The sequence below is a fragment of the Amycolatopsis dendrobii genome (assembly GCF_014145675.1).
GTDB classification, from domain to species: Bacteria; Actinomycetota; Actinomycetes; order Mycobacteriales; family Pseudonocardiaceae; genus Amycolatopsis; species Amycolatopsis dendrobii.
Genome location: NZ_JACGZW010000008.1, coordinates 494,976 through 514,537, shown reverse-complemented (window position 1 = coordinate 514,537; position 19,562 = coordinate 494,976). Strand labels below are relative to the sequence as shown.

Sequence of the window (19,562 nt, the reverse complement as noted above, 5' to 3'; positions counted from 1 at the left end):
AACCGGCGTAAACACTCACGAGGCCGCTTCGTCCGCCAGCCGTTCCAGCCCGCTCTTCGTCTTGAGCGGCAAGTGCTTCAGGAACGCGACCGCGACCACCACGAGCAGCGCGATCGGCGCGCTGATCAAGAAGAGATCGCTGGTCGCGACTCCGTAAGCCTCGCGGACGACCGCCACGACCGGCGCGGGCAGCTGCGCCAGGTCGGGCACCTTCCCGCCGCTGCCGGACCCGCTCGACGCGGCGGGCCCGAGCCCGTCGGCGATGAGCGTGCCGACCCGGCTGGCCAGCACCGCGCCGAGCGCGCTCACGCCGATCGACCCGCCGAGGCTGCGGAAGAACGACAGCGTCGAGGTCGCCGCTCCGAGGTCGGCGGCGGGCACGTCGTTCTGCGTCACCAGCACCAGGTTCTGGTTGAGCATGCCCACGCCGACGCCGAGCACCAGCATGAACAGGCTCAGCTCCACCAGCGAGGTGTGCGCGTCGATCAGCCCGAGCAGGCCGAGCCCCGCCGCCATCAGCACCGAGCCGAGCAGCAGGAACGGCTTCCACTTGCCGGTGCGGCTGATCAGCTGGCCGGACACAGTGGACGAAACCAGCAGCCCGAAGATCATCGGCAGGCTCATCAGCCCGGCCGCCGTCGGCGATTTGCCGAGCGCCAGCTGGAAATACTGCGACAGGAACACGGTGCCGCCGAACATCGCGACGCCGACCAGGAAGCTCGCGACGGTCGCGAGCGTGACCGTCCGGTTGCGGAACAGCCTCAGCGGCACGACCGGCTCGCGCACCTTCGACTCGACCCACACCGCGAGCACCAGCACGAGCACGCCGGCGGGCACGAGCACCGCGGTCTGCCAGGAACCCCATTCGAAGGTCGAGCCGGCCAGCGACGACCACACCAGCAGCGTCGAAACGCCGAGCATGATCAGGAACGCGCCGAGATAGTCGACGTGCACCTCGCGGCGCAGGGTCGGCAGGTCCAGCGTGCGCTGCAGCAACAGGATCGCGGCGAGCGCGAACGGCACGCCGAGGAAGAAGCACCAGCGCCAGCCGAGCCACGAGGTGTCCACGAGCACGCCGCCGATCAGCGGACCGGCGACCGTGCCGACCGCGAAGACCGCGCCGAAGACGCCGGAGAACTTGCCCAGCTCGCGCGGCGAAACGATGGCCGCCATGATCACCTGGGCGAGCGCGGTGAGCCCGCCGCCGCCGATGCCCTGGGCGATCCGGCTGAGGATCAGCACGTCGATGTTCTGCGCGAACCCGGCCACCAGCGAGCCGACCACGAACAGCCCCAGCGAGAGCTGGATCAGCAGTTTCTTGTTGTACAGGTCGGAAAGCTTGCCCCAGAGCGGGACGGTCGCGGTCATCGCGAGCAGTTCGGTCGTGACGACCCAGGTGTAGGACGACTGGCTGCCGCCCAGTTCGGACACGATCCGCGGCAGGGCGTTCGCGACCACAGTGGAGGCGAGGATCGCGACGAAGATGCCCATCATCAGGCCGGACATCGCCTGCAGCACTTGCCGGCGGCTCATCGCCGGGGAAGGCGCGGGCGACTGCGCGGTGGACAGGGACATGAACAGTCCTTTCCGGACTCGAGAGGTCAGCGAGGGTCGGGCAGGCCGGCGGCGGCAGCGGCGGCGGCCTCGTCGAAGATTTCGAGCAGCGGCTGGGCGCCGTTGCCGGCGGCCCACCTGCTGAGCGAGGTGTTGAGCACTCCGCCCGCCACCGCCAGCAGCAGCGACGGGAACAGGTCCTGCTCCGCGTCGGTGCCCGAACGCCGGGCGATGGCCGCGATCATCGGATCGCGCGAGCCGGAGTTGAGCGTCGTCGCGCGGATGAGCAGCGACGGATCGCCGTGGATGATCCGCAACCGGGTCAGCCACTCGTCGCGGTCCCGCTCGATGTCGGCGAGTTCCTCCCGGACGGTCGCGATGAACGCGGGGAACGCGTCGATCCCTTCCGGCTGCGCGAGGAACCGGGCGATCGTCTGCTCGGCCCGTTCGGCGTGGTCGGCGTACGCGAGCAGCACGGCGTCCTCTTTGACCGCGAAGTAGTTGAAGAACGTGCGCGCGGACACGCCCGCTTCGGCGGCGATGTCGTCGACGGTGACCTGGTCCAGACCACGCTCGTCGATCAGCCGAAGGGCCGCGAGGGCGATCGTGCGGTGGGTTTCGAGCTTCTTGCGCTCGCGAAGGCCGGGAGGGGTCACCGGATCAGCGTAGCGTGATCTTGCAGAAGCTGCAAAGTTGCAGTTTGTGAATCAGGGCACCTCGGGCCTCCCCGGAGCGGGCTGGCAGACTCACCGACCGTGAGCGGAACGGTGCTGGTGCTAGGCGGACGCAGCGAGATCGGGACGGCGGTGGCCGTCCGGCTGGCGCGCGGAGGAGCGAAGCGGTTCGTGCTCGCCGCGAGGCCGGGCGCGGATCTCAAGGAGCAGGCCGCCGCTTTGCGCGAGGCGGGCGCGGAGACCGTCGCGACCGAGGACTTCGACGCCGACGACCTCTCCGCGCACCGCCCGCTGCTCGAGCGCGTCCTCAAGGAGCACGGCCCGCTCGAGACCGTCGTGCTGGCGTTCGGCATTCTCGGCGACCAAGCCCGCGCGGAGACCGACGCCGCGCACGCCACCGCGATCGTGCACACCGATTACGTCGCTCAGGTGTCGGTGCTCACTCACACGGCGGAATTGTTGCGTGCTCAGGGTTCCGGAAACGTGGTCGTCTTCTCGTCGGTCGCCGGGATACGCGTGCGGCGGGCGAATTACGTGTACGGCTCGGCGAAAGCGGGGCTCGACGGGTTCGCCTCGGGACTGTCCGACGCGCTGCACGGCACCGGCGTCCACCTCCTGCTCGTGCGTCCGGGCTTCGTGATCGGCCGGATGACCGAAGGCATGTCTCCCGCGCCGTTCTCCAGCACCGCCGATCAGGTGGCCGACGCGACGGCCGCCGCGTTGCGCCGCCGCCGGGAAGTCGTGTGGGTGCCGGGCGTGTTGCGCTTGGTGTTCGCGGCGATGCGGTTCGTGCCGCGCGCGGTGTGGCGGCGGATGCCGCGCTGAACTCCCTGTGCCCGAAGGGATACCGGCTGTCGCCGCGCGCTCGGCCGAACGGGCAGCATCACATCTTCGCGACAGGTTTCTCAGGCTATTCCCAGCTAACGCGGTGATCCTCGAACGAGGGGGTCGAAATCCGTCCCCGGGGAAGCGAGGAACCGGCCGTGCTGATCACGTCCCGGGGCCGCCGGATCGGCGGCCGTGCGGTGCTGGGGGTGGTGTCCACCCTGGTGCTGGGCGCCACCGGATTCGCGTGGTCGCAATGGCACCGGCTGGACACGAGCCTGGTCACCGCCGACGTCATCGCGCCCTCCGCTCAGGTTCCGGACACCCCGGCCGGAGAACCGCTCACCGTCGCGCAGAACATCCTGGTGGTAGGTCTCGATTCCCGCACCAAACCGGACGGGACGCCGCTGCCGCAGAACGTGCTCGACGCGCTCCACGCGGGCAGCGGGGACGACGGCGGCAACACCACCGACACGATGATCGTGGTGCACGTCCCGGTCGGCGGGGCGGCCGCCACCGCGATCTCGATCCCGCGGGATTCCTATGTGGACATTCCGGGGTACGGCAAGCACAAGATCAATTCGGCGTACAGCCGCGCGCGGGCCGATCAGCGGGGAAAGCTCGCACAGCAAGGAATGAGCGGTCCGGAGCTGGAGGTGGCCGCCGACGCGGCCGGGGCGAAGTCGGCGATCGCCGCGGTGCAGAAGCTCACCGGGCTCACCGTCAATCACTACGCCGCGGTCAATCTCTCCGGGTTCGCCGCGCTGAGCCAGGCGGTCGGCGGAGTGCAGGTGTGCCTGAACGCCCCGGTGCACGATTCCTTCTCCGGTGCGGATTTCCCCGCCGGAACGCAGACCGTCTCGGGTACCCAAGCGCTCGCCTTCGTCCGGCAGCGGCACGGCCTGCCGGGCGGCGACCTGGACCGGATCGCGCGGCAGCAGGCGTTCATGTCGGCGATGGCGAAAACCGTTCTCGGCTCCGGCACCTTCACCGATCCGGCGCGGCTTTCGTCCCTGGTGGACGCTTTGGCAGGTTCGGTCACGCTCGACCACGGCTGGAACCTGCTGAGCTTCGCCCAGCAACTGCACGGCCTCAGCTCGGGCGCGATCGCGTTCGGCACGATCCCGGTGCAGAGCCTGTCGCTGGCCACCCCGTCCGACGGCGACGCGGTGAAGGTGGATCCGGCGCAGGTGAGGGAGTTCGTGCAGGCGCAGATCAGCTCGCCGGACGTCTCGGCCTCCGGGGGAGCATCCGATTCGGACACTGTCCACCCGTCGTCGAGCGGCGGCCTGGTGCGGCCGATCGCGCAGACGACGACGCCGGCTCCTCCGGCGGGGACTCCGGCGCAGCCGAAGCTGACGACTGCCAGCGGCTGTGTGAACTAGGCCGTCGGCAGCGTGATGGTGAATGCCGCGCCGCCTTCGGGTGCTGGTCCGGCGGTGAGCGTTCCGCCCATTCGCGTCACCAGTCCGTGTGCCAGCGCCAGCCCGATGCCGGACCCGACCGGGCGGCTGTCGCGGTACCGGGCGTTGAGCACGCCGCGTTCGAACGCCACCGGGTAGTCCTCCGGCGCGAGCCCCGGCCCGCCGTCCCGGACCGACAGATGTGCGTGGCCGTCCGCGACCGCCAGCGCGAACACCATCGGCGCGCCCGCCGGCGTGACGCGCAGGGCGTTCTCCGCCAGCCCGTCCACGACCTGGTGCAGCCGCCGGGCGTCGGCGGTGACCAGGACGGTTCCCGGGGGAGACTGGACGGTCAGCGAGACGTCCGAGCGCGCACAGCGCAGGCGCCACACCTCCGCGCAGTCCCGGACCAGCGCGGCGAAGTCGAAAACGTCCAGGTCGAGCTGGAATTCGTCGGCGCCGAGGCGGGCGAGTTCCAGCAGATCCGACACGAGCCGTTCCAAGCGCTGGGCCTCGCGGTGGATCGTCTCGCCGGCGCGGCGGGCGTCCGGGCCCTCGGCGACTCCGTCGGCGATCGCCTCGGCGAAACCGGTCACCGCGGTCAGCGGGGTGCGAAGTTCGTGCGACACCGACAACAGGAACTCCCGTTGCCGGGATTCGCTGCGGGCCAGCGCGTCGGCGAGTTCGTTCAGCGAGCCGGCGACCTGCGCGACCTCGGCAGGGCCTTCGACCGGAACCCGCACGTCGCGGCGGCCGGCGCGGAGACTCCCCGCGGCGGCGGCCGCGCGGCGGAGCGGGCGGCCGAGCAACCGCCCGGAGACGTATCCGGCGACGGCGGCGACCAAGAGCCCGATGCCCAGTGCCAGAAGGATGTTGCGCAGCAACGCGTGCTGGGTCGATTCGGCGCTGCGCACCGGCTGCACGAGCGCGAACGCGGCTTCCGGGCCGACCGGGCGCACTTCCACGAGGTAGTCGACGTCGCCGATCGCGACCCGCGTCGAACGGTCCGTTCCGGACGTGAGCCCGGCCCGTTCCGCCGCGCGCACCGCGGTCGCCTGGCCGGAGTTCTGGCCGCTGACCCGGTGCACGACGACCTCGATGCCCTGCCCCCGCACGACCGCCGCGACCTTGCCGATCGCGAGCCGGTTGCCGATGCCGGTGCCGTCGAGCTGCCCGGCGACGACGTCGGCCTGGTCCCGCAGCGACTGCTGCAGCACCGAATCGGCGGTGCTGCGGACCAGCCGGGACGCGACGAGCCCGGCCACGAGCACCGCGATCCCGGCGACCGCCAGGCACACCACGGTGATCCGGAGCGCGAGCGTGGTTCTCATCCGGCGTCCGCCGCGTAGCCGATGCCCCGGACTGTCCGGATTGGACTGTCCTCGCCGAGTTTCGCCCGCAGCTGCGCGACATGCACGTCCACCGTGCGGGTCCCGGCCGCGGCGGCGTAGCCCCAGACCGCGCTGAGCAGCTGATCGCGCGACAGCACTTGGCCGGGGTGACGCAGCAGGTAGGCGAGCAGATCGAACTCGGTGGAGGTGAGCGCGACCTCCTCCTGGCCTGCCCAGGCGCGGCGCCCGGAGACGTCGACGCGCACGCCGCCGCAAGCCAGCGTCGTGGCCGGACTGCCGGACGCGCGCCGCAGCACAGTCCGTACGCGGGCGGCGAGTTCGCGCGGGCTGAACGGTTTGGTCAGGTAATCGTCCGCGCCGATTTCGAGACCCAGCAAGCGATCCAGCTCGTCGTCGCGGGCGGTCACGAACAGCACCGGCGTCCAGTCGCCCGCCGCGCGCAGTGCCCGGCAGATCTCGATCCCGTCCATTCCGGACAGTCCAATGTCGAGCACAACGGCCACCGGCCGCAGCCGGCGGACGGCCGCGAGCGCCTTCGCGCCGTCCGGCTCGACCTCCACCCCGAACCCGTCGCGCCGCAGGTACAGCGCAGCGAGTTCGGCGATCGCGGTCTCGTCCTCCACGACGAGGACGAGACCGCGGCCAGCTGACCCCATCCGGGCTCCCGTTCCTCCGGCCGGCTACGTCGGGGGAAACGGTACGCGCGTCACCGCTGCCCGTCGCCCGCCATGTCGGACTGGATCGAGTCCAGCGTGGACTGGATGCTGCTCAGATCGCCGTCCGGCGCCGCCCCCGACGACGGCGTCGAACCGTTGTCGCACGCCACGCAGCCGAGCCCGACGACGGCAGCCGCGGCGGCGATCGCGATCAGCCGTTTCACTTCGGCGCCTGGCAGTGCGCCGCGGCGAACGCGTCGAGCTGCTTCGTCGCGTTCGCCAGCTCCCCGATCCGGCCCTGCCGTTTGTCCGCCCGCTTCTGCAGCCGGTCGGCCTGCGCGGTGTGGCCCTTTGTGCGGGCGTCGTTCGCGCGCGCCTTGAGATTCGCGACCGACCCGGAGACCTCCGGTCCGCCGTTGATCCGGTTGGTCAGGTTCTGGGCCTGTTTGCGCAGTTTCGGCACCCAGGCCGTGCACATCTGCTGCACCTCCTGCGGGCTCAGAGTGACCGGAGCCGGGGCAGGCGCCTGCGTGTCGGCGCTGGCGATCGGCGCGGCCACGAGCAGTCCGGCCGCGATCCCGCAGCCGGCCAGTGCCAGCCGCCTCGTTCCTCGCATCGTTCTCGTCCTCCCGTGTCGGTGTTTCCGGAACCACCGTCGCGCGCGGGTGTACGAGGGGTGTGGGACGAATGTTCGGGTTCGGTAAAGCCCGCCGGCCCGGGGGGAGTGTTACTCTCTTGCGGAGAGCGAGGAGGCCGCCGTGCTCGGAAACCCGTACGACCGCGAATGCCCGACGCGCCAGCTGCTCGACCGGATCGGCGACCAGTGGACGGTGCTGATCGTCGGCGCACTGACCGACGGCCCGCTGCGGTTCACCGAGATCGGCAAGCGGGTCGACGGGATCTCGCAGAAAGTCCTGACGCAGACCCTGCGCAGCCTCGTCCGCGACGGCATCCTCATCCGCACCGCGTACCCGGTGATCCCGCCCAAGGTCGAGTACGAACTGACCCAGCTGGGCCGCAACCTCGCCGAACCGCTGGACCTGCTGGACCGGTGGGCGCGCCAGAACATGGACCAGGTGACGGCGGCGCGAGCGGCTTACGACGCGGAGAACGCCGCCACTGCTTCTTGAGCGGCGATGCCGCGGTTCTCACCGGCGTTAACACTCACGAGGGCTGCCGCAGCAGGTTCGTCAACGTATGCGCCTCCTTGAGCAGCAGCGCCCCCAGCTCGCCCCGCCGCTCCGCCCGGAACCGCGACTCCACCCCGGTCAACGTCAACGCCCACGCGGGCTCTCCGGCGGGCGTGAACACCGCCGCCGCCATTCCCCAGCTGCCCTCGACCACCAGCCCGGGATTGGTCGAATACCCGTCCTCGCGCGTCCGCGCGACCCGGGCCCGCACGTCCTCCGCCCGGTGCGCCGGACCCCACTCGGCCGTCAGGTCCACTGTGGACAGATAGTCCTCGACCTCCCGGTCCGGCAGCATCGACAGCACCACCAGCCCCGCCGACACCACGCCCAGCGGGAACCGGGCGCCCTCGTACAGCACGAACGACCGGATCGGAAAATCGCCGTCCTCGCGCAGCAGGCAGACCGTCTCGTTGCCTCGCCGGGCGGAGAAGAACGCGCTTTCCCCGGTCGCCGCGGCCAGCCGGTGGACGCTCGCGCGCGCCTGCTGCGTCACGTCGTAGCGCGGGGCGGCCGCCTCGCCCAGCAGGTACAGCTCCGGGCCCAGGTACCAGCGGCCGGATTGCCGGTCGCGGTCGACGTAGCCCTCGGCGGCCAGCGACGCGAGCAGCCGGTGCACCGTCGGCCGGGCCAGGCCGCACTGGCGCGCCAGCTGCGAGGTCGACGCTCCGTCGCGATAGGCGGACAATGCGCGCAGGACCGCGGACACCCGTCCGACGACGTGGTCAGGAGGCGAGGCAGGCACGGGACGAGGGTACGTCCGCTCAGTGGACGCATCGGGCGCGGGTGTTCGGTGCGCGAGAGGTTTGCCGGGGATCCCGGCGTGTCGGTTGACCCGTTTCCCCTGCGCTGGGTTGTATGCGGGGACTGACCACTCACCGAACGAAGTGGAGAGGATGCCGTGCCGACGAAGTACCGCAGCGCCGCGGAGGCCCTCGACGGGCTGCTCGAGGACGGGCTGACGATCGCGGTCGGGGGCTTCGGCCTCACCGGGAACCCGAACGACCTCATCGAGGCGGTCCGGGACTCGGGCGTGCGCGATCTGACGATCGTCTCGAACAACATGGGAGTCGACGGGGCCGGACTCGGCATTCTGCTCGAGAACCAGCAGGTGCGCCGGGTGATCGCGTCGTACGTGGGCGAGAACAAGCTGTTCGCGCAGCAGTACCTCGACGGGACCGTCGAGGTCGAGTTCACCCCGCAGGGGACGCTCGCCGAGCGGATGCGGGCAGGCGGCGCGGGGATCCCGGCGTTCTACACCAAGTCCGGCGTCGGCACGCCGATCGCCGAGGGCAAGCCGCACGCCGAGTTCGACGGGGTCACCTACGTGCAGGAGCGCGGGATCGTCGCCGACCTCGCCCTGGTGCACGCCTACGTCGCGGACCCGGCCGGGAACCTGATCTACCGGTACGCCTCGCGGAACTTCAACCCGCTCGTCGCGACCTGCGGCAAGGTGACCGTCGCCGAGGCCGAGCAGGTGTCGGACGAGTACCTCGATCCGGAGCGGATCACCACGCCGGGGATTTACGTGCAGCGGCTGATCCAGGCCGCCGCGCGGGAAAAGCAGATCGAAAAGCGGACCGTGCGCGTGCGTGAGGAGGCGTCGGCGTGAGCTGGACTCGGGACGATATGGCCACGATCGGGGCCCGCGAGCTGCGGGACGGCGATTACGTGAATCTCGGGATCGGGATTCCCACGCAGGTGGCCAACCACATTCCGGACGGTGTGCAGGTGACCTTGCACAGCGAGAACGGGATTCTGGGGCTGGGGCCGTTTCCCTGGGAAGGGGAGGAAGACCCGGACCTGGTGAACGCCGGCAAGCAGACGGTGACGCTGCAGCCCGGGGCCAGTCTGTTCGATTCCGCGGAGTCGTTCGCGATGATTCGCGGCGGGCACATCGATCTGGCGTTGCTCGGGGCGCTGCAGGTGGGGGCCAACGGGGATCTGGCCAACTGGACCGTGCCGGGAGCGCTGGTCAAGGGGATGGGCGGGGCGATGGATCTCGTCGCCGGGGCCCGCCGGGTGGTGATCATCACTGATCACACCGCGAAGGACGGGACGCCCAAGATCGTCGAGAAGTGCACTCTGCCGTTGACCGGGGCCGGAGTGGTGAACCGGATCATCACCGACTTGGCTGTCCTGGATGTGACCGAGGACGGGCTGAAGCTGGTGGAGCTCGCGCCTGGGGTCTCTCTTGAAGAAGTGCGGGAGAAGACCGGGGCGCCGGTAGCGGAGTAGCTGCGGTCTGGATGCCCTGGCGCGCCGGGGCGGCTTCAGAGAAGTGCGTGAGGGGAACCCTGAGGGAATCTGATTCCGTCAGGGTTCCCCTCACGGCTTTGGTTACCTGGCGGGGAGGATGCGGCCTCGGACTTCGCCGAAGCCCAGCTTCGCGCCGCCGCTGGTCGTGGCTGCGCCGGTGATCGTGACCTCGTCGCCGTCTTGCAGGAAGGTGCGGGATTCGCCGTTGACGGTCAGCGGGTCCCGCCCGCCCCAGGAGAGTTCCAGGAACGAGCCGCGTTCGGCTGGGTCCGCCCCCGAGATCGTGCCCGAGCCGTAGAGGTCGCCGGTGCGAGCGGAGGCGCCGTTGACGGTCAGGTGGGCCAGCATCTGGGCGGGGGACCAGTACATCTCGCGGTACGGCGGGCGGGCCACTTCCTGGCCGTTCCACTCCACGGACAGGGTGATGTCCAGGCCCCACGGCGACGATTCCCGCAGGTAGGGCAGGGGTTCCGGCGACGTCTGGCCGGGCAGCGGCACCCGGGCCCCGGCCAGTGCCAGCACCGGGACCACCCACGGCGAGACCGACGTCGCGAAGCTCTTGCCCAGGTTCGGGCCCAGCGGGACGTACTCCCAGGCCTGGATGTCGCGCGCGGACCAGTCGTTCAGCAGGACCGCGCCGAAGACGTGGCGAGGGAAGTCGTCCGGCGAGACCGGGGTGTTGGCGGGGGTGCCCGCGCCGACAATGAAGCCCAGCTCCGCCTCGATGTCCAGGCGGGTGCTCGGGCCGAAGACCGGACCGTCCTCGCCCTTGCGCTGGCCGCTCGGGCGGACCACGTCGGTGCCGGACACGTAGACCGTGCCGGAGCGGCCGTGGTAGCCGACCGGGAGGTGTTTCCAGTTGGGCAGCAACGGTTCCGCGTCCGGACGGAACAGGCGGCCGACGTTCGACGCGTGGTGTTCGGAGGCGTAGAAGTCCACGTAGTCGGCGACGTCGACGGGCAGGTGCAGCTTGACGTCGGCGACCGCGTGCACGGCTTCGGCGGGCACCTCGCCGGTCACCAGCGTCTGCAGCCGCGTGCGGACCTCGACCCAGCGGTCGTAGCCCTGCGCCATGAAAGCGTTCAGCGTCGGCTCGGCGAAGACCGCGTCGCCCAAGGCGATCGACAGGTCCAGCACGTGCTCGCCCACGCGCACGCCCACCCGGGGGCTGCCGTCGCCTGCCGAGAAAACGCCGTACGGCAGGTTTTCGACGCCGAAAGGGGAGCCGGCGGGAATGTCGAGCACGGTCATGCGGTGGCTCCGATCAGGCCTAGGTCTGTCAGTTCGGTGAGCGGGTCGGTGATGCTGCAGGTGCCGAACGAGGTGAACTTGGCGCGGGCCGCGGCCAGGCGCTCCGGGGCCAGCGCGCGGATCCGGCCGGCGACGGTCTCGGCCTCGCGTTCGGCAAGCAGCGCAACGACTTCCTCGTCCTCGGCGCTGCGGTCGGCCGCCTCGGCGGCGAGCAGGAGGTTCAGGAATCCGTGCTGCTCGAAGCCCGTGTTCGGGTCGGTGTTGCGGATCGCGTGGTGCAGGCCCGCGGTCGCCTTGAACGGCACGCCCGCCTCGGCGGCCGCGCGGATCGCGGCGGCGAGTTCGGCTTCGTCCGGGTAGTACTCGGCCGACGTGCCTCCGGTGCGGAACTTCGCCTTGTGCGGGGTGCCGGAAAGCGCCCGCAGCAACGGAACCCGGCGTTCGTCGCGCGGGATCTCCACGGCGACCGGGACCGGGCAACCGTCCACCGCGGACAGGAACTCGGCGACGTCCATCCCTTGCGGCACCGCGATTTCCAGCGATTCGACCGACACCGGAAGCCCGTCGACCGCCTTGAGCACGCCGGCGATGCCGGCAGGCCCGCCGGGCAGCGTCACAGTCAGCGGCAGGGTGGTTTCCCGGCCCTGGACGACCTCGGCGAGTTCCGCCAAGCCGGACGCGGCGACCACCAGCGGGCCGACCATCGCGGCGTACGGCGCGGCGGTGTGCCGGTCGTGGGCGGCGACGGCGTCCGGCAGCGGCGCGAGGCCGGGCGGGAAGACCGCCGCGTCGTCGAGCAGGCCGCGGGTCAATGCGTCGGTCACGACTGCGGTCCCCGTCCTGCCCAGGTCCAGGCGTAGCCGGGGTCGTCGCTCGCGTGGCCGCCCTCGCCGATCTCCAGCGGGCGGAACGTGTCGACCATGACGGCCAGCTCGTCGAAGAACTCCGCGCCGAGCGAGCGTTCCACCGCGCCCGGCTGCGGGCCGTGGCTGTGGCCGCCGGGGTGCAGGCTGATCGAGCCCTGGCCGATGCCGGAACCCTTGCGCGCCTCGTAGTTCCCGCCGCAGTAGAACATCACCTCGTCGGAGTCCACATTGGAGTGGTAGTACGGCACCGGGATCGACAGCGGGTGGTAGTCGACCTTGCGCGGGACGAAGTTGCAGATGACGAAGTTGTTGCCCTCGAACACCTGGTGCACGGGCGGCGGCTGGTGCACGCGGCCGGTGATGGGCTCGAAGTCGGAGACGTTGAACGTGTACGGGTAGAGGCAGCCGTCCCAGCCGACCACGTCGAACGGGTGCGTCGGGTACACATAACGGGTGCCGACGACGCCGCGCGAGCCGCGGTGCTTCACCAGCACCTCGACGTCGGTGCCCTCGACGACCAGCGGCTCGGCCGGGCCGTGCAGGTCGCGCTCGCAGTAGGGCGCGTGCTCCAGCAGTTGGCCGTAGCGCGACAGGTAGCGCTTCGGCGGCGCGATGTGCGAGTTCGCCTCGATCACGTAGGCGCGCAACGGTTCCGGGCCCTTCGGCACCCAGCGGTGCGTGGTGGCGCGGGGGAGGATCACGTAGTCGCCGGTGCGGGCGGGCAGCGCGCCGAACACCGTCTCGACGACCGCTTCGCCGGACTCGACGTACACGCATTCGTCGCCGATCGCGTTGCGGTACAACGGAGAAGCCTCGCCGGCGGCGACGTAGGAGATCCGCACGTCGCCGTTGCCGAGCACGAGACGGCGGTTGTTGACGACGTCCGCGCTCTTCCATTCCTGGCCCGGGAACAGCGTGTGCAGCTTGAGGTGCAGCGGCTTGAGCGGCCGGTTCTCGGTGAGCGTCTGGTCCGGCAGTTCCCACGGCGTCGCGTCGACGATCGCGGACGGGATGCCGCGGTGGTAGAGCAGCGACGAGTCGGAGGAGAAGCCCTCCTCGCCCATCAGTTCCTCGGAATAGAGCCCGCCTTCGGGCGTGCGGTGCTGGGTGTGCCGCTTAGGCGGGATGCTGCCCGCGCTGCGGTAGTAGGCCATGGGTCGCCTCCTCGGCGCGAAGTAATCAAAGTATGTACTACTTTTCGGTCAGCCTAGTCCACGGACTGGCCGGGGGAAAGGGTTAGCGGCGGGTCGCGAACCCGGCCCGGCCGGAGATGAGCTTGTCCAGCAGCATCACCAGCACGCGCTGTTCGGCCTCGGTGAGCACCTCGACCCAGCCGGCCTCGCGTTCGTTCTGCGCCTCGAACACCTCGAGCATCTCGGCGTGCCCGGCCTCGGTGAGCGACAGCCGCACCGAACGGCCGTCCGTCTCGCCCGGCGTCCGGGTCAGCAAACCCTCGCTGACCAGGGTTTTCGCCAGATTCGACACGGCCGCGCGGCTCATCCCGGCGAGCCGCGCGGCGGCGGAGGGTTCGAGCGGCCCGGCCAGCCACACGACGAACAGCACCCGGAACGCCGACCACGACCGTCCGCGCGGCCGGTGCACGGCGGATTCGAGGTCGTAGGTGACCAGGTTCGACGCCCGGTTCAGGGTCAGCAGCACCTCGGTCGCCAACTGGTGGCGGAATCCGAATTCCTCCGAGAGCCTGTGGTTGGCCAGCGCGATGAACGACCAGAAGTCGAGCGAGTCCGGGTCCGGCGGCGCGGCGGGGTCCTGCATGGACAGCACTGTAACCGCGCCGCCGGGATAATCAAACTCGAAACTACTTCACCGGGCGAGCCAGGCGGGCGCCCGCGTCGCGCGGCACCTTCAGGAATGCCAGCATGACCGCCGCGACGACCAGGCAGCCGATCGGGAAGTACAGCCCGATCGTCACGTCGCTCTCGGTCGCCGCGAGCCCGATCGCGTACGGCCCGAAGAACCCGCCGAGCGCGGCGATCGAGTTGATCGCGGCCAGGCCGACCGCGGTGTGTTCCTTCGACAGCACGCGCGCGGCCATCGCCCAGTACGGCGCGAGGTAGCCGAGCACGCCGATCGCCGCCAGCGAGAGGCTGATCAGCGACAGCGTCGGCACGGTCTTGAACTGGATCGCGCCGAAGAACCCGATCGCCGCGACCAGCACGGTGCCGATCACGTGGCCCTTTCGCTCGCCGGTGCGGTCGGAGTTGCGGGCCAGCAACAGCATGCCGACCGCGCCGACGACGTACGGGATCGCGCCGAGCAGGCCGATGTTGGTCGAGGAGTATTTCGGGTCGAGCTGTTTCACGATCAGCGGCAGGAAGAACGTGAGCCCGTACAGCCCGCAGGCGATGAAAAGGTTGGAAATCGCCAGCAGCATGACCTTGCCGTCGCGCACCGCGCGCAGCTGGCCGAGGAACGTCTCCTTCTCCTCCGGCACGTACTCGCGGTCGATCTCGGCCTGCAGCCAGGAGCTCTCCTCTGCGGTCAGGAACTTCGCGTCGGCGGGCTTGTTCGGCAGGCAGAAGAAGGTCAGCAGGCCGATCAGCACCGCGGGCGCGCCCTGGAGGATGAACACCCACTGCCAGCTGCTCATGCCGAACCAGTGCACGTGGTCGAGGATCCAGCCGCCGAACAGGCTGCCGAGGATCAGCGCGATCGGCTGCGCGAGCGCGAGCGTCGCGATGGCCCGGCCGCGTTCTTTGCCGCGGAACCAGAAGGTCAAGTACAGCAGCAGGCCGGGGAACAGGCCCGCTTCGGCGATGCCGAGCAGGATCCGCGCGATCATCAGGTGCGTCACGCTCGCGACGAACCCGGTCAGCACGGTCACGATGCCCCAGCTGACCGCGATCCGGCTGAGCCACAGCCGGGCCCCGACCTTCTTCATGATCATGTTGCTGGGGACCTCGAACACCACGTAGGCGAGGAAGAAGATCGCCGACGCGACGCCGAAGGTCGCGGCCGTGATGGTGAGCTCCTTGGCCATGCCGAGCTGGGCGTAGCCGATGTTCGCCCGGTCCATGTAGTTGAAGATGTAGAGCAGCAGGACGATCGGCATGATGCGGACGCCGACCTTGCGGACGGTTCGTCTGGCCAGCGGGGAGTCCGCCGTGGTGGCGGCTGCGGCGGGGACGGACATGGGGTTTCTCCTCGACGGTGAGCAGTAACTCTCGGGGGTCAGGCAGCGGCGGAACGGCCGGCGATGCGGCCCATGGCGACGGCGTTGGCGACCGCGTTGCCGCCGCCGACGTAGCGGAAGCCGAGCACTCCGGCCCCGGCCTCGCCCGCGGCGAACAGCCCGGGCACGCGGTCGCCGCGGACGTCCAGCACCGCGGCGCTGGAGTCGATCTCCAGCCCGGCGTGCGTGCAGACCAGTTCGGCGGGCAGCGTGCGCGCGGCGAAGAACGGTCCGGTGGCGATCTTCTCGGGCGGTTCGGCGGCACCTTTGGCGGACAACGTTTCGTGCCTCAGGAACTCCGGGTCCTCGCCGGCGGGGAGCTGGGCGTTCCATCTGTCCACAGTGGCCTGAAGAGCGGCGGCGGGCACGTTCATCCCGCCCGCCAGTTCTTCCAGCGTGTCCGCGCGCAGGGTGCGGCCAGCGTCCGCCTCGGACAGTACGTGCTCGGCGTTCCAGTGCGCGTAGCCCGGCGGGAGGTCGCGGCGCGCTCGGTCGTCGAAGACCATCCACACTGGACCGTCCTGCGCGGAAATGATGCCGCTGGACACCGCGTAGGAGGCGTCCTCGTCCATGAACCGGCGGCCGTGTGCGTTCACCAGCACGCGCGAGCGCGGCGGGAAACCGGACTGCCAGTGGTGCAGGCGCTGGAAATACGCGGTCGGCAGCAGCAGTCCCCAGCCTTCGCCGGTGATCGAGGCGGACACCTGCTCGCCGAACGCGAAGTGGTCGCCTCGGGAGCCGGGCGCGGCGACGACGAACAGATCCTCGCCCGCCGCGTCCGCGTCCGGGTAGTACCGCGAGCGCAGCGCGGGGTCTTGCGCGAACCCGCCGCTGGTCACGATCACCGAGTTCGCGCGAACCTCGATGCCGTCGGCGACCACGCCGGCGACCCGGCCGTCCTCCACGAGCAGCCGTTCGACCCGGGTGTTCAGCACCGCTTCGGCACCGGCCTTGCGGCGCGCGCGGTCGAGCACCTGGACGAGGCCGTAACCCTGGTCCTTCGGCACGTGCCCGCGCCAGACGTCCTCGACGCCCGCGCGGGTCAGGCCCGGGGTGTGCGCGTCGTGCGACACCTTCGCCGGGATTTCCGCGCCGAGCCCGATCAGCCATTCGACCGCGGGTCCGGCCTCGCGGCAGAACGTCTTGAGCAGGCCCGGTTTCAACTGCCACTGGTTGAGGTCGAGGTAGTGCTGGAAGAACCGCTCCGGCGTGTCCTCGACGCCCAGTTCGCGCTGGACGCTCGTGCCCGCCGCGGTGAGCATGCCCGCGGACAGCTGGGTCGAGCCGCCGAGTTCCTTTTCCGACTCGAACAGCATCACCGAGGCGCCGTGTTCGGCCGCGGAGACCGCTGCGGCCAGGCCCGCGCCGCCACCGCCGATCACCACGACGTCCGTGTCGACGCTCATCCGAGATCACCTCCGGTTTCGGCGAGAATGCGATGGTAGAGACCGTTCGAGACGAGACCGCCGTCCACAGTGACCTCGCTCCCGGTCAAGTAGGTGGACCGGTCCGAAAGCAGGAACAGCACCGTGTCGGTGATTTCCTGGGGATCGGCCATCCTTCCGGCGGGCACACTGTCCACAGCGGACTTGACGAACGCGTCCGCGCCGGCCAGCAGCCCGGTGCCGACCAGCCCCGGATGGACGGAGTTGACCCGGATCCGCCACTTCGCGAAATTGCCCGCGGCGGACTTCGACAGTCCGGTCAGCCCCCATTTGCTCGCCGAGTAGGCGGGGGAGAAGTAGCCGATCTGGCCGGAGATCGACGAGATGTTCACGATCGAACCGCCGCCCGAATCGCGCATCAGCGGCGCGGCCGCGCGCATCCCGTGGAACGGCCCGGACAGGTTCACCGCGAGCACCCGGTCCCAGACCTCGGCGGTGGTGTCCTGGAATTCCAGCCGCCGCGAGATGCCCGCGTTGTTCACGAGCCCGCCGAGCGAACCGTGTTCGGTGCGGATCCGGTCGAGCACGCGAGTCCACTGTGCTGGTTCGACAACGTCCATTGTGTACGGCGTCGCCGCACCACCGGCCGCGCGGATCTCCTCGGCGATTTCGTCCGCACCAGCGAAATCCGCGACGCAGACGTGCACGCCGCGTTCGCCGAGCGCGCGGGCGTGCTGCGCGCCCATCCCGTTCGCCGCGCCCGTCACGAGCACGACGTCCGGGTAGCGCACGGCTTCGGTGGCGTCAGACATGCCGGGAGCCGCCGTCGACCGCGAGGCTGTGCCCGGTCACGTACCGCGAGCTGTCCGAAAGCAGGAACAGCAGCACGCCGCACACCTCTTCCGGCGAGCCGATCCGGTGCAGCGGCACCGCGTCGAGCGCCTTCGCCAGCGCAGGCGCGTCGTCCTGGATCCAGCGGGTCATCTCGGTGTCGATGTAGCCGGGGGCGATCGCGTTGACCCGGATGCCCTGGTCGCCGAGCTCCACCGCGAGCGATTCGGTGAGGTGCGCGACCGCGGCCTTCGAGCTGCAGTACGCCGCGCGGCCCTTGCGCACGCGGACCGCGGACACCGACGCCATGTTGACGATCGCGCTGCCCGGCTCCATCCGCGCGGCCGCGGCCTGCGCGCCGAACAGCACGCCCTCGACGTTCACCGAAAGCGTCGAGCGGATCTGCTCCGGGGTGATGTCGGGAACCTCGGCGTAGGGGAAGATTCCGGCGTTGTTGACCCAGAAGTCGATGCGGCCGAACTCGTCGATCGCGCGCTGGGCGAGCGCGACGTGGTCCTCGGCGCGGGTGACGTCGACAGCGGACGCGACGATCCGGCCCGGCTTGTCCTCAAGGGACTCCGCGGCCAGCGCGGCGGTGAGGTCGTCGGCGGTGGCGGTCATCGCGGCGGTGTCGAGATCGCCGCCCACCACGTGCACCCCGCGGGTGGCGAGACCGGCGGCGAATCGCGCGCCCATGCCTCGGGCCGCGCCGGTGACCACGGCGACCTTGCCCGGCATCTCCGGGTAGCGCGCGGTCGCGGGCTGGTGCAGCACCCGGCCGGGGCCGGTGGGGGCGAGGGGAGGGACGGGGGTGGTCAAGGAGGGCTCCTAGGTGAGGGTGGGCGGGTCTCGTGAGTGTTCATGCCGGTTCTCACCGGCATGAACACTCACGACGTGGTCAAGGCTCGCGGTGCACGGTGCGTCGGCGCACGCGCCAGCCTTCCGCGGTGCGCACGAGTTCGTCGTCCAGCACGGTGAGCCGGTGCAGTCGCGGGGCGCCGCCTTCCGGCGTCCCGACGATTTGCAGGTAAGCCAGCGCTCGCAAGGTGTCCTCGGACTGTCCTGATCGGACCTCCACTGTGGACACCACGTGCCGCAGCCGCTCGCCGGACTCGACGCATCCGGCGTGGAACCGCTCGGCGAACGCGGTCAGCGCGGCGGTGCCGGCCTCGGGCTCCGGGTAGCTGGGCGAGACGAACTCCCCGTCCGGGGTGAACGTGGCGGCCCAGCGCGCGGCCTGCCCGGAGTCGATGGCGTGGCTCTGGCGGCCGTAGAGCTGATGCACCGCCAGCACGTCCTCGACGGGTACCTCGCTCATGTCCGAACCTCGATCCGCGGGGGAGTTGCCTGGAGCGGCAAACGTGCTATATTCGCACGCACCGTGCGATATGTAGGAACAGTAGGTCGCCGGACAAGCTGTCGTCAAGGGAGTCGTGTGTCCGAATCGGGGACGTCGAAGACGCTGAGCCACGGGCTTCAGGTGCTGGAGCTGCTGGTGGAGCACCCGCAGGGGCTCACGATGACCGAGATCGCCGAAGGGATCGGCGTGCACCGCACGGTCGCGCACCGCCTCGTGCGCACGCTGGAGGCGCACCACCTGTGCCGCCGCGACCGGTTCAAGCGGATCTCGCTCGGCACCGGCCTGGTGCGCCTGGCCGAACCGGTGGAGCAGGACCTGCGTACGCTCGCGCGCCCGGTGCTGGAGGAGCTTTCGGACGCCGGCCGAGCGTCGGCGCACCTGGTCGTCCGCGAGAACGCCGAGCAGGTGCGGATGCTGATGATCGTGGAACCGCGGCAGGCGCGGATGCACGTGTCGTTCCGCAGCGGCCAGCTCGACCCGATCGGACGCGGATCGGCCGGGCTCGCGCTGCTCTCGGCGGAGCCGCCGGTGGAAGGCGAACGCGAGGAGATCACCCGCGCCCGTTCGCGGGGTTATGCGGTGTCGGTGGGGGAGATCGCGCCGGGGATCACCGGGATTTCCGCGGTGGTGCCGACCGGCCGGGACGCGCCGGGCACGAGCATCGGGCTGTCGCTGTTCGAGGCGCCGGACCCGGACGAGCTGGGCCGGTTGGTAGTGGCCTCCGCGCAGCGGCTGGGCTCCCTGCTGAAGTAGCTCGCGGCCGACG

The 19,562-nt window shown here is 70.5% G+C and carries 22 protein-coding genes; 6 read left to right on the top strand and 16 right to left on the bottom strand.

Going from position 1 to position 19,562, the window contains the following annotated elements; all coding sequences use genetic code 11:
- Positions 1-15: 15 nt before the first annotated feature.
- Complete coding sequence (locus H4281_RS25555; protein WP_182893456.1) at positions 16-1,575, bottom strand: MDR family MFS transporter; 1,560 nt, start codon at positions 1,573-1,575, stop codon at positions 16-18.
- A gap of 26 nt (positions 1,576-1,601) precedes the next feature.
- Positions 1,602-2,210: a TetR/AcrR family transcriptional regulator gene (locus H4281_RS25550; protein WP_182893455.1), complete on the bottom strand. Its 609-nt coding sequence runs from the start codon at positions 2,208-2,210 to the stop codon at positions 1,602-1,604.
- A 99-nt stretch (positions 2,211-2,309) separates the two neighbouring features.
- Between H4281_RS25550 and dprE2 the strand changes: the two genes are divergently transcribed.
- Together dprE2 and H4281_RS25540 are read left to right on the top strand one after the other, a co-directional pair.
- Complete coding sequence (gene dprE2, locus H4281_RS25545; RefSeq protein ID WP_182893454.1) at positions 2,310-3,053, top strand: decaprenylphospho-beta-D-erythro-pentofuranosid-2-ulose 2-reductase; 744 nt, start codon at positions 2,310-2,312, stop codon at positions 3,051-3,053.
- Between the two features lie 158 nt (positions 3,054-3,211).
- A complete protein-coding gene (locus tag H4281_RS25540; protein ID WP_182893453.1) occupies positions 3,212-4,438 on the top strand; it encodes an LCP family protein in 1,227 nt (408 codons plus the stop codon).
- Here the strand turns inward: H4281_RS25540 and H4281_RS25535 are convergent.
- The 4 genes from H4281_RS25535 to H4281_RS25520 are packed head-to-tail and all read right to left on the bottom strand — an operon-like array spanning position 4,435 to position 7,080.
- Positions 4,435-5,787 (bottom strand): sensor histidine kinase, encoded by a 1,353-nt coding sequence (locus H4281_RS25535; protein WP_182893452.1) that lies wholly within the window; start codon positions 5,785-5,787, stop codon positions 4,435-4,437. The genes H4281_RS25540 and H4281_RS25535 overlap by 4 nt on opposite strands.
- A complete protein-coding gene (locus tag H4281_RS25530; RefSeq protein WP_182893451.1) occupies positions 5,784-6,464 on the bottom strand; it encodes a winged helix-turn-helix domain-containing protein in 681 nt (226 codons plus the stop codon). Before H4281_RS25530 ends, H4281_RS25535 begins: the two co-directional genes overlap by 4 nt.
- A gap of 50 nt (positions 6,465-6,514) precedes the next feature.
- Positions 6,515-6,688, bottom strand: a complete 174-nt coding sequence (locus H4281_RS25525; protein ID WP_182893450.1) for a hypothetical protein — start codon at positions 6,686-6,688, stop codon at positions 6,515-6,517.
- Positions 6,685-7,080, bottom strand: coding sequence for a hypothetical protein (locus tag H4281_RS25520; RefSeq protein ID WP_182893449.1), 396 nt, complete (start codon positions 7,078-7,080; stop codon positions 6,685-6,687). Before H4281_RS25520 ends, H4281_RS25525 begins: the two co-directional genes overlap by 4 nt.
- A 142-nt stretch (positions 7,081-7,222) precedes the next feature.
- Between H4281_RS25520 and H4281_RS25515 the strand changes: the two genes are divergently transcribed.
- Positions 7,223-7,594: a winged helix-turn-helix transcriptional regulator gene (locus H4281_RS25515; protein ID WP_182893448.1), complete on the top strand. Its 372-nt coding sequence runs from the start codon at positions 7,223-7,225 to the stop codon at positions 7,592-7,594.
- Between the two features lie 34 nt (positions 7,595-7,628).
- Here H4281_RS25515 and H4281_RS25510 read toward each other — a convergent pair whose 3' ends face one another.
- Positions 7,629-8,396, bottom strand: coding sequence for an IclR family transcriptional regulator (locus H4281_RS25510; RefSeq protein ID WP_182893447.1), 768 nt, complete (start codon positions 8,394-8,396; stop codon positions 7,629-7,631).
- A 156-nt stretch (positions 8,397-8,552) separates the two neighbouring features.
- Here H4281_RS25510 and H4281_RS25505 point away from each other — a divergent pair, with 156 nt between their 5' ends.
- Both H4281_RS25505 and H4281_RS25500 read left to right on the top strand, forming a co-directional pair.
- Positions 8,553-9,263: a CoA transferase subunit A gene (locus H4281_RS25505; protein WP_182893446.1), complete on the top strand. Its 711-nt coding sequence runs from the start codon at positions 8,553-8,555 to the stop codon at positions 9,261-9,263.
- Positions 9,260-9,889, top strand: a complete 630-nt coding sequence (locus tag H4281_RS25500; RefSeq protein WP_312872177.1) for a CoA transferase subunit B — start codon at positions 9,260-9,262, stop codon at positions 9,887-9,889. Before H4281_RS25505 ends, H4281_RS25500 begins: the two co-directional genes overlap by 4 nt.
- Before the next feature lie 102 nt (positions 9,890-9,991).
- Here the strand turns inward: H4281_RS25500 and fahA are convergent, their stop codons facing one another.
- The 9 genes from fahA to H4281_RS25455 all read right to left on the bottom strand — a co-directional run bounded on the left by fahA (position 9,992) and on the right by H4281_RS25455 (position 18,754).
- Positions 9,992-11,161 carry a fumarylacetoacetase gene (gene fahA, locus H4281_RS25495; protein WP_182893445.1) on the bottom strand — a complete coding sequence of 390 codons (1,170 nt, stop codon included), beginning with the start codon at positions 11,159-11,161 and terminating at the stop codon, positions 9,992-9,994.
- Complete coding sequence (locus H4281_RS25490) at positions 11,158-12,015, bottom strand: hypothetical protein (protein ID WP_182893496.1); 858 nt, start codon at positions 12,013-12,015, stop codon at positions 11,158-11,160. Before H4281_RS25490 ends, fahA begins: the two co-directional genes overlap by 4 nt.
- Positions 11,982-13,181, bottom strand: coding sequence for a homogentisate 1,2-dioxygenase (locus H4281_RS25485; protein ID WP_043830279.1), 1,200 nt, complete (start codon positions 13,179-13,181; stop codon positions 11,982-11,984). Before H4281_RS25485 ends, H4281_RS25490 begins: the two co-directional genes overlap by 34 nt.
- 82 nt (positions 13,182-13,263) lie before the next feature.
- Positions 13,264-13,803, bottom strand: a complete 540-nt coding sequence (locus tag H4281_RS25480) for a MarR family winged helix-turn-helix transcriptional regulator (RefSeq protein WP_182893444.1) — start codon at positions 13,801-13,803, stop codon at positions 13,264-13,266.
- Between the two features lie 43 nt (positions 13,804-13,846).
- Positions 13,847-15,181 carry an MFS transporter gene (locus tag H4281_RS25475; RefSeq protein ID WP_182893443.1) on the bottom strand — a complete coding sequence of 445 codons (1,335 nt, stop codon included), beginning with the start codon at positions 15,179-15,181 and terminating at the stop codon, positions 13,847-13,849.
- A gap of 38 nt (positions 15,182-15,219) precedes the next feature.
- Positions 15,220-16,626, bottom strand: coding sequence for an FAD-dependent oxidoreductase (locus H4281_RS25470; protein ID WP_182893442.1), 1,407 nt, complete (start codon positions 16,624-16,626; stop codon positions 15,220-15,222).
- Positions 16,623-17,417 carry an SDR family NAD(P)-dependent oxidoreductase gene (locus tag H4281_RS25465; protein ID WP_182893441.1) on the bottom strand — a complete coding sequence of 265 codons (795 nt, stop codon included), beginning with the start codon at positions 17,415-17,417 and terminating at the stop codon, positions 16,623-16,625. Before H4281_RS25465 ends, H4281_RS25470 begins: the two co-directional genes overlap by 4 nt.
- Positions 17,410-18,255: an SDR family NAD(P)-dependent oxidoreductase gene (locus tag H4281_RS25460; RefSeq protein WP_220507763.1), complete on the bottom strand. Its 846-nt coding sequence runs from the start codon at positions 18,253-18,255 to the stop codon at positions 17,410-17,412. The genes H4281_RS25465 and H4281_RS25460 overlap by 8 nt, the downstream gene beginning before the upstream one ends.
- 79 nt (positions 18,256-18,334) lie before the next feature.
- Positions 18,335-18,754 carry a nuclear transport factor 2 family protein gene (locus tag H4281_RS25455; RefSeq protein WP_182893440.1) on the bottom strand — a complete coding sequence of 140 codons (420 nt, stop codon included), beginning with the start codon at positions 18,752-18,754 and terminating at the stop codon, positions 18,335-18,337.
- A 117-nt stretch (positions 18,755-18,871) separates the two neighbouring features.
- Here H4281_RS25455 and H4281_RS25450 point away from each other — a divergent pair, with 117 nt between their 5' ends.
- Entirely contained in the window at positions 18,872-19,549 is a 678-nt protein-coding gene (locus H4281_RS25450) for an IclR family transcriptional regulator (RefSeq protein ID WP_182893439.1), read from the top strand.
- Positions 19,550-19,562: the final 13 nt, after the last annotated feature.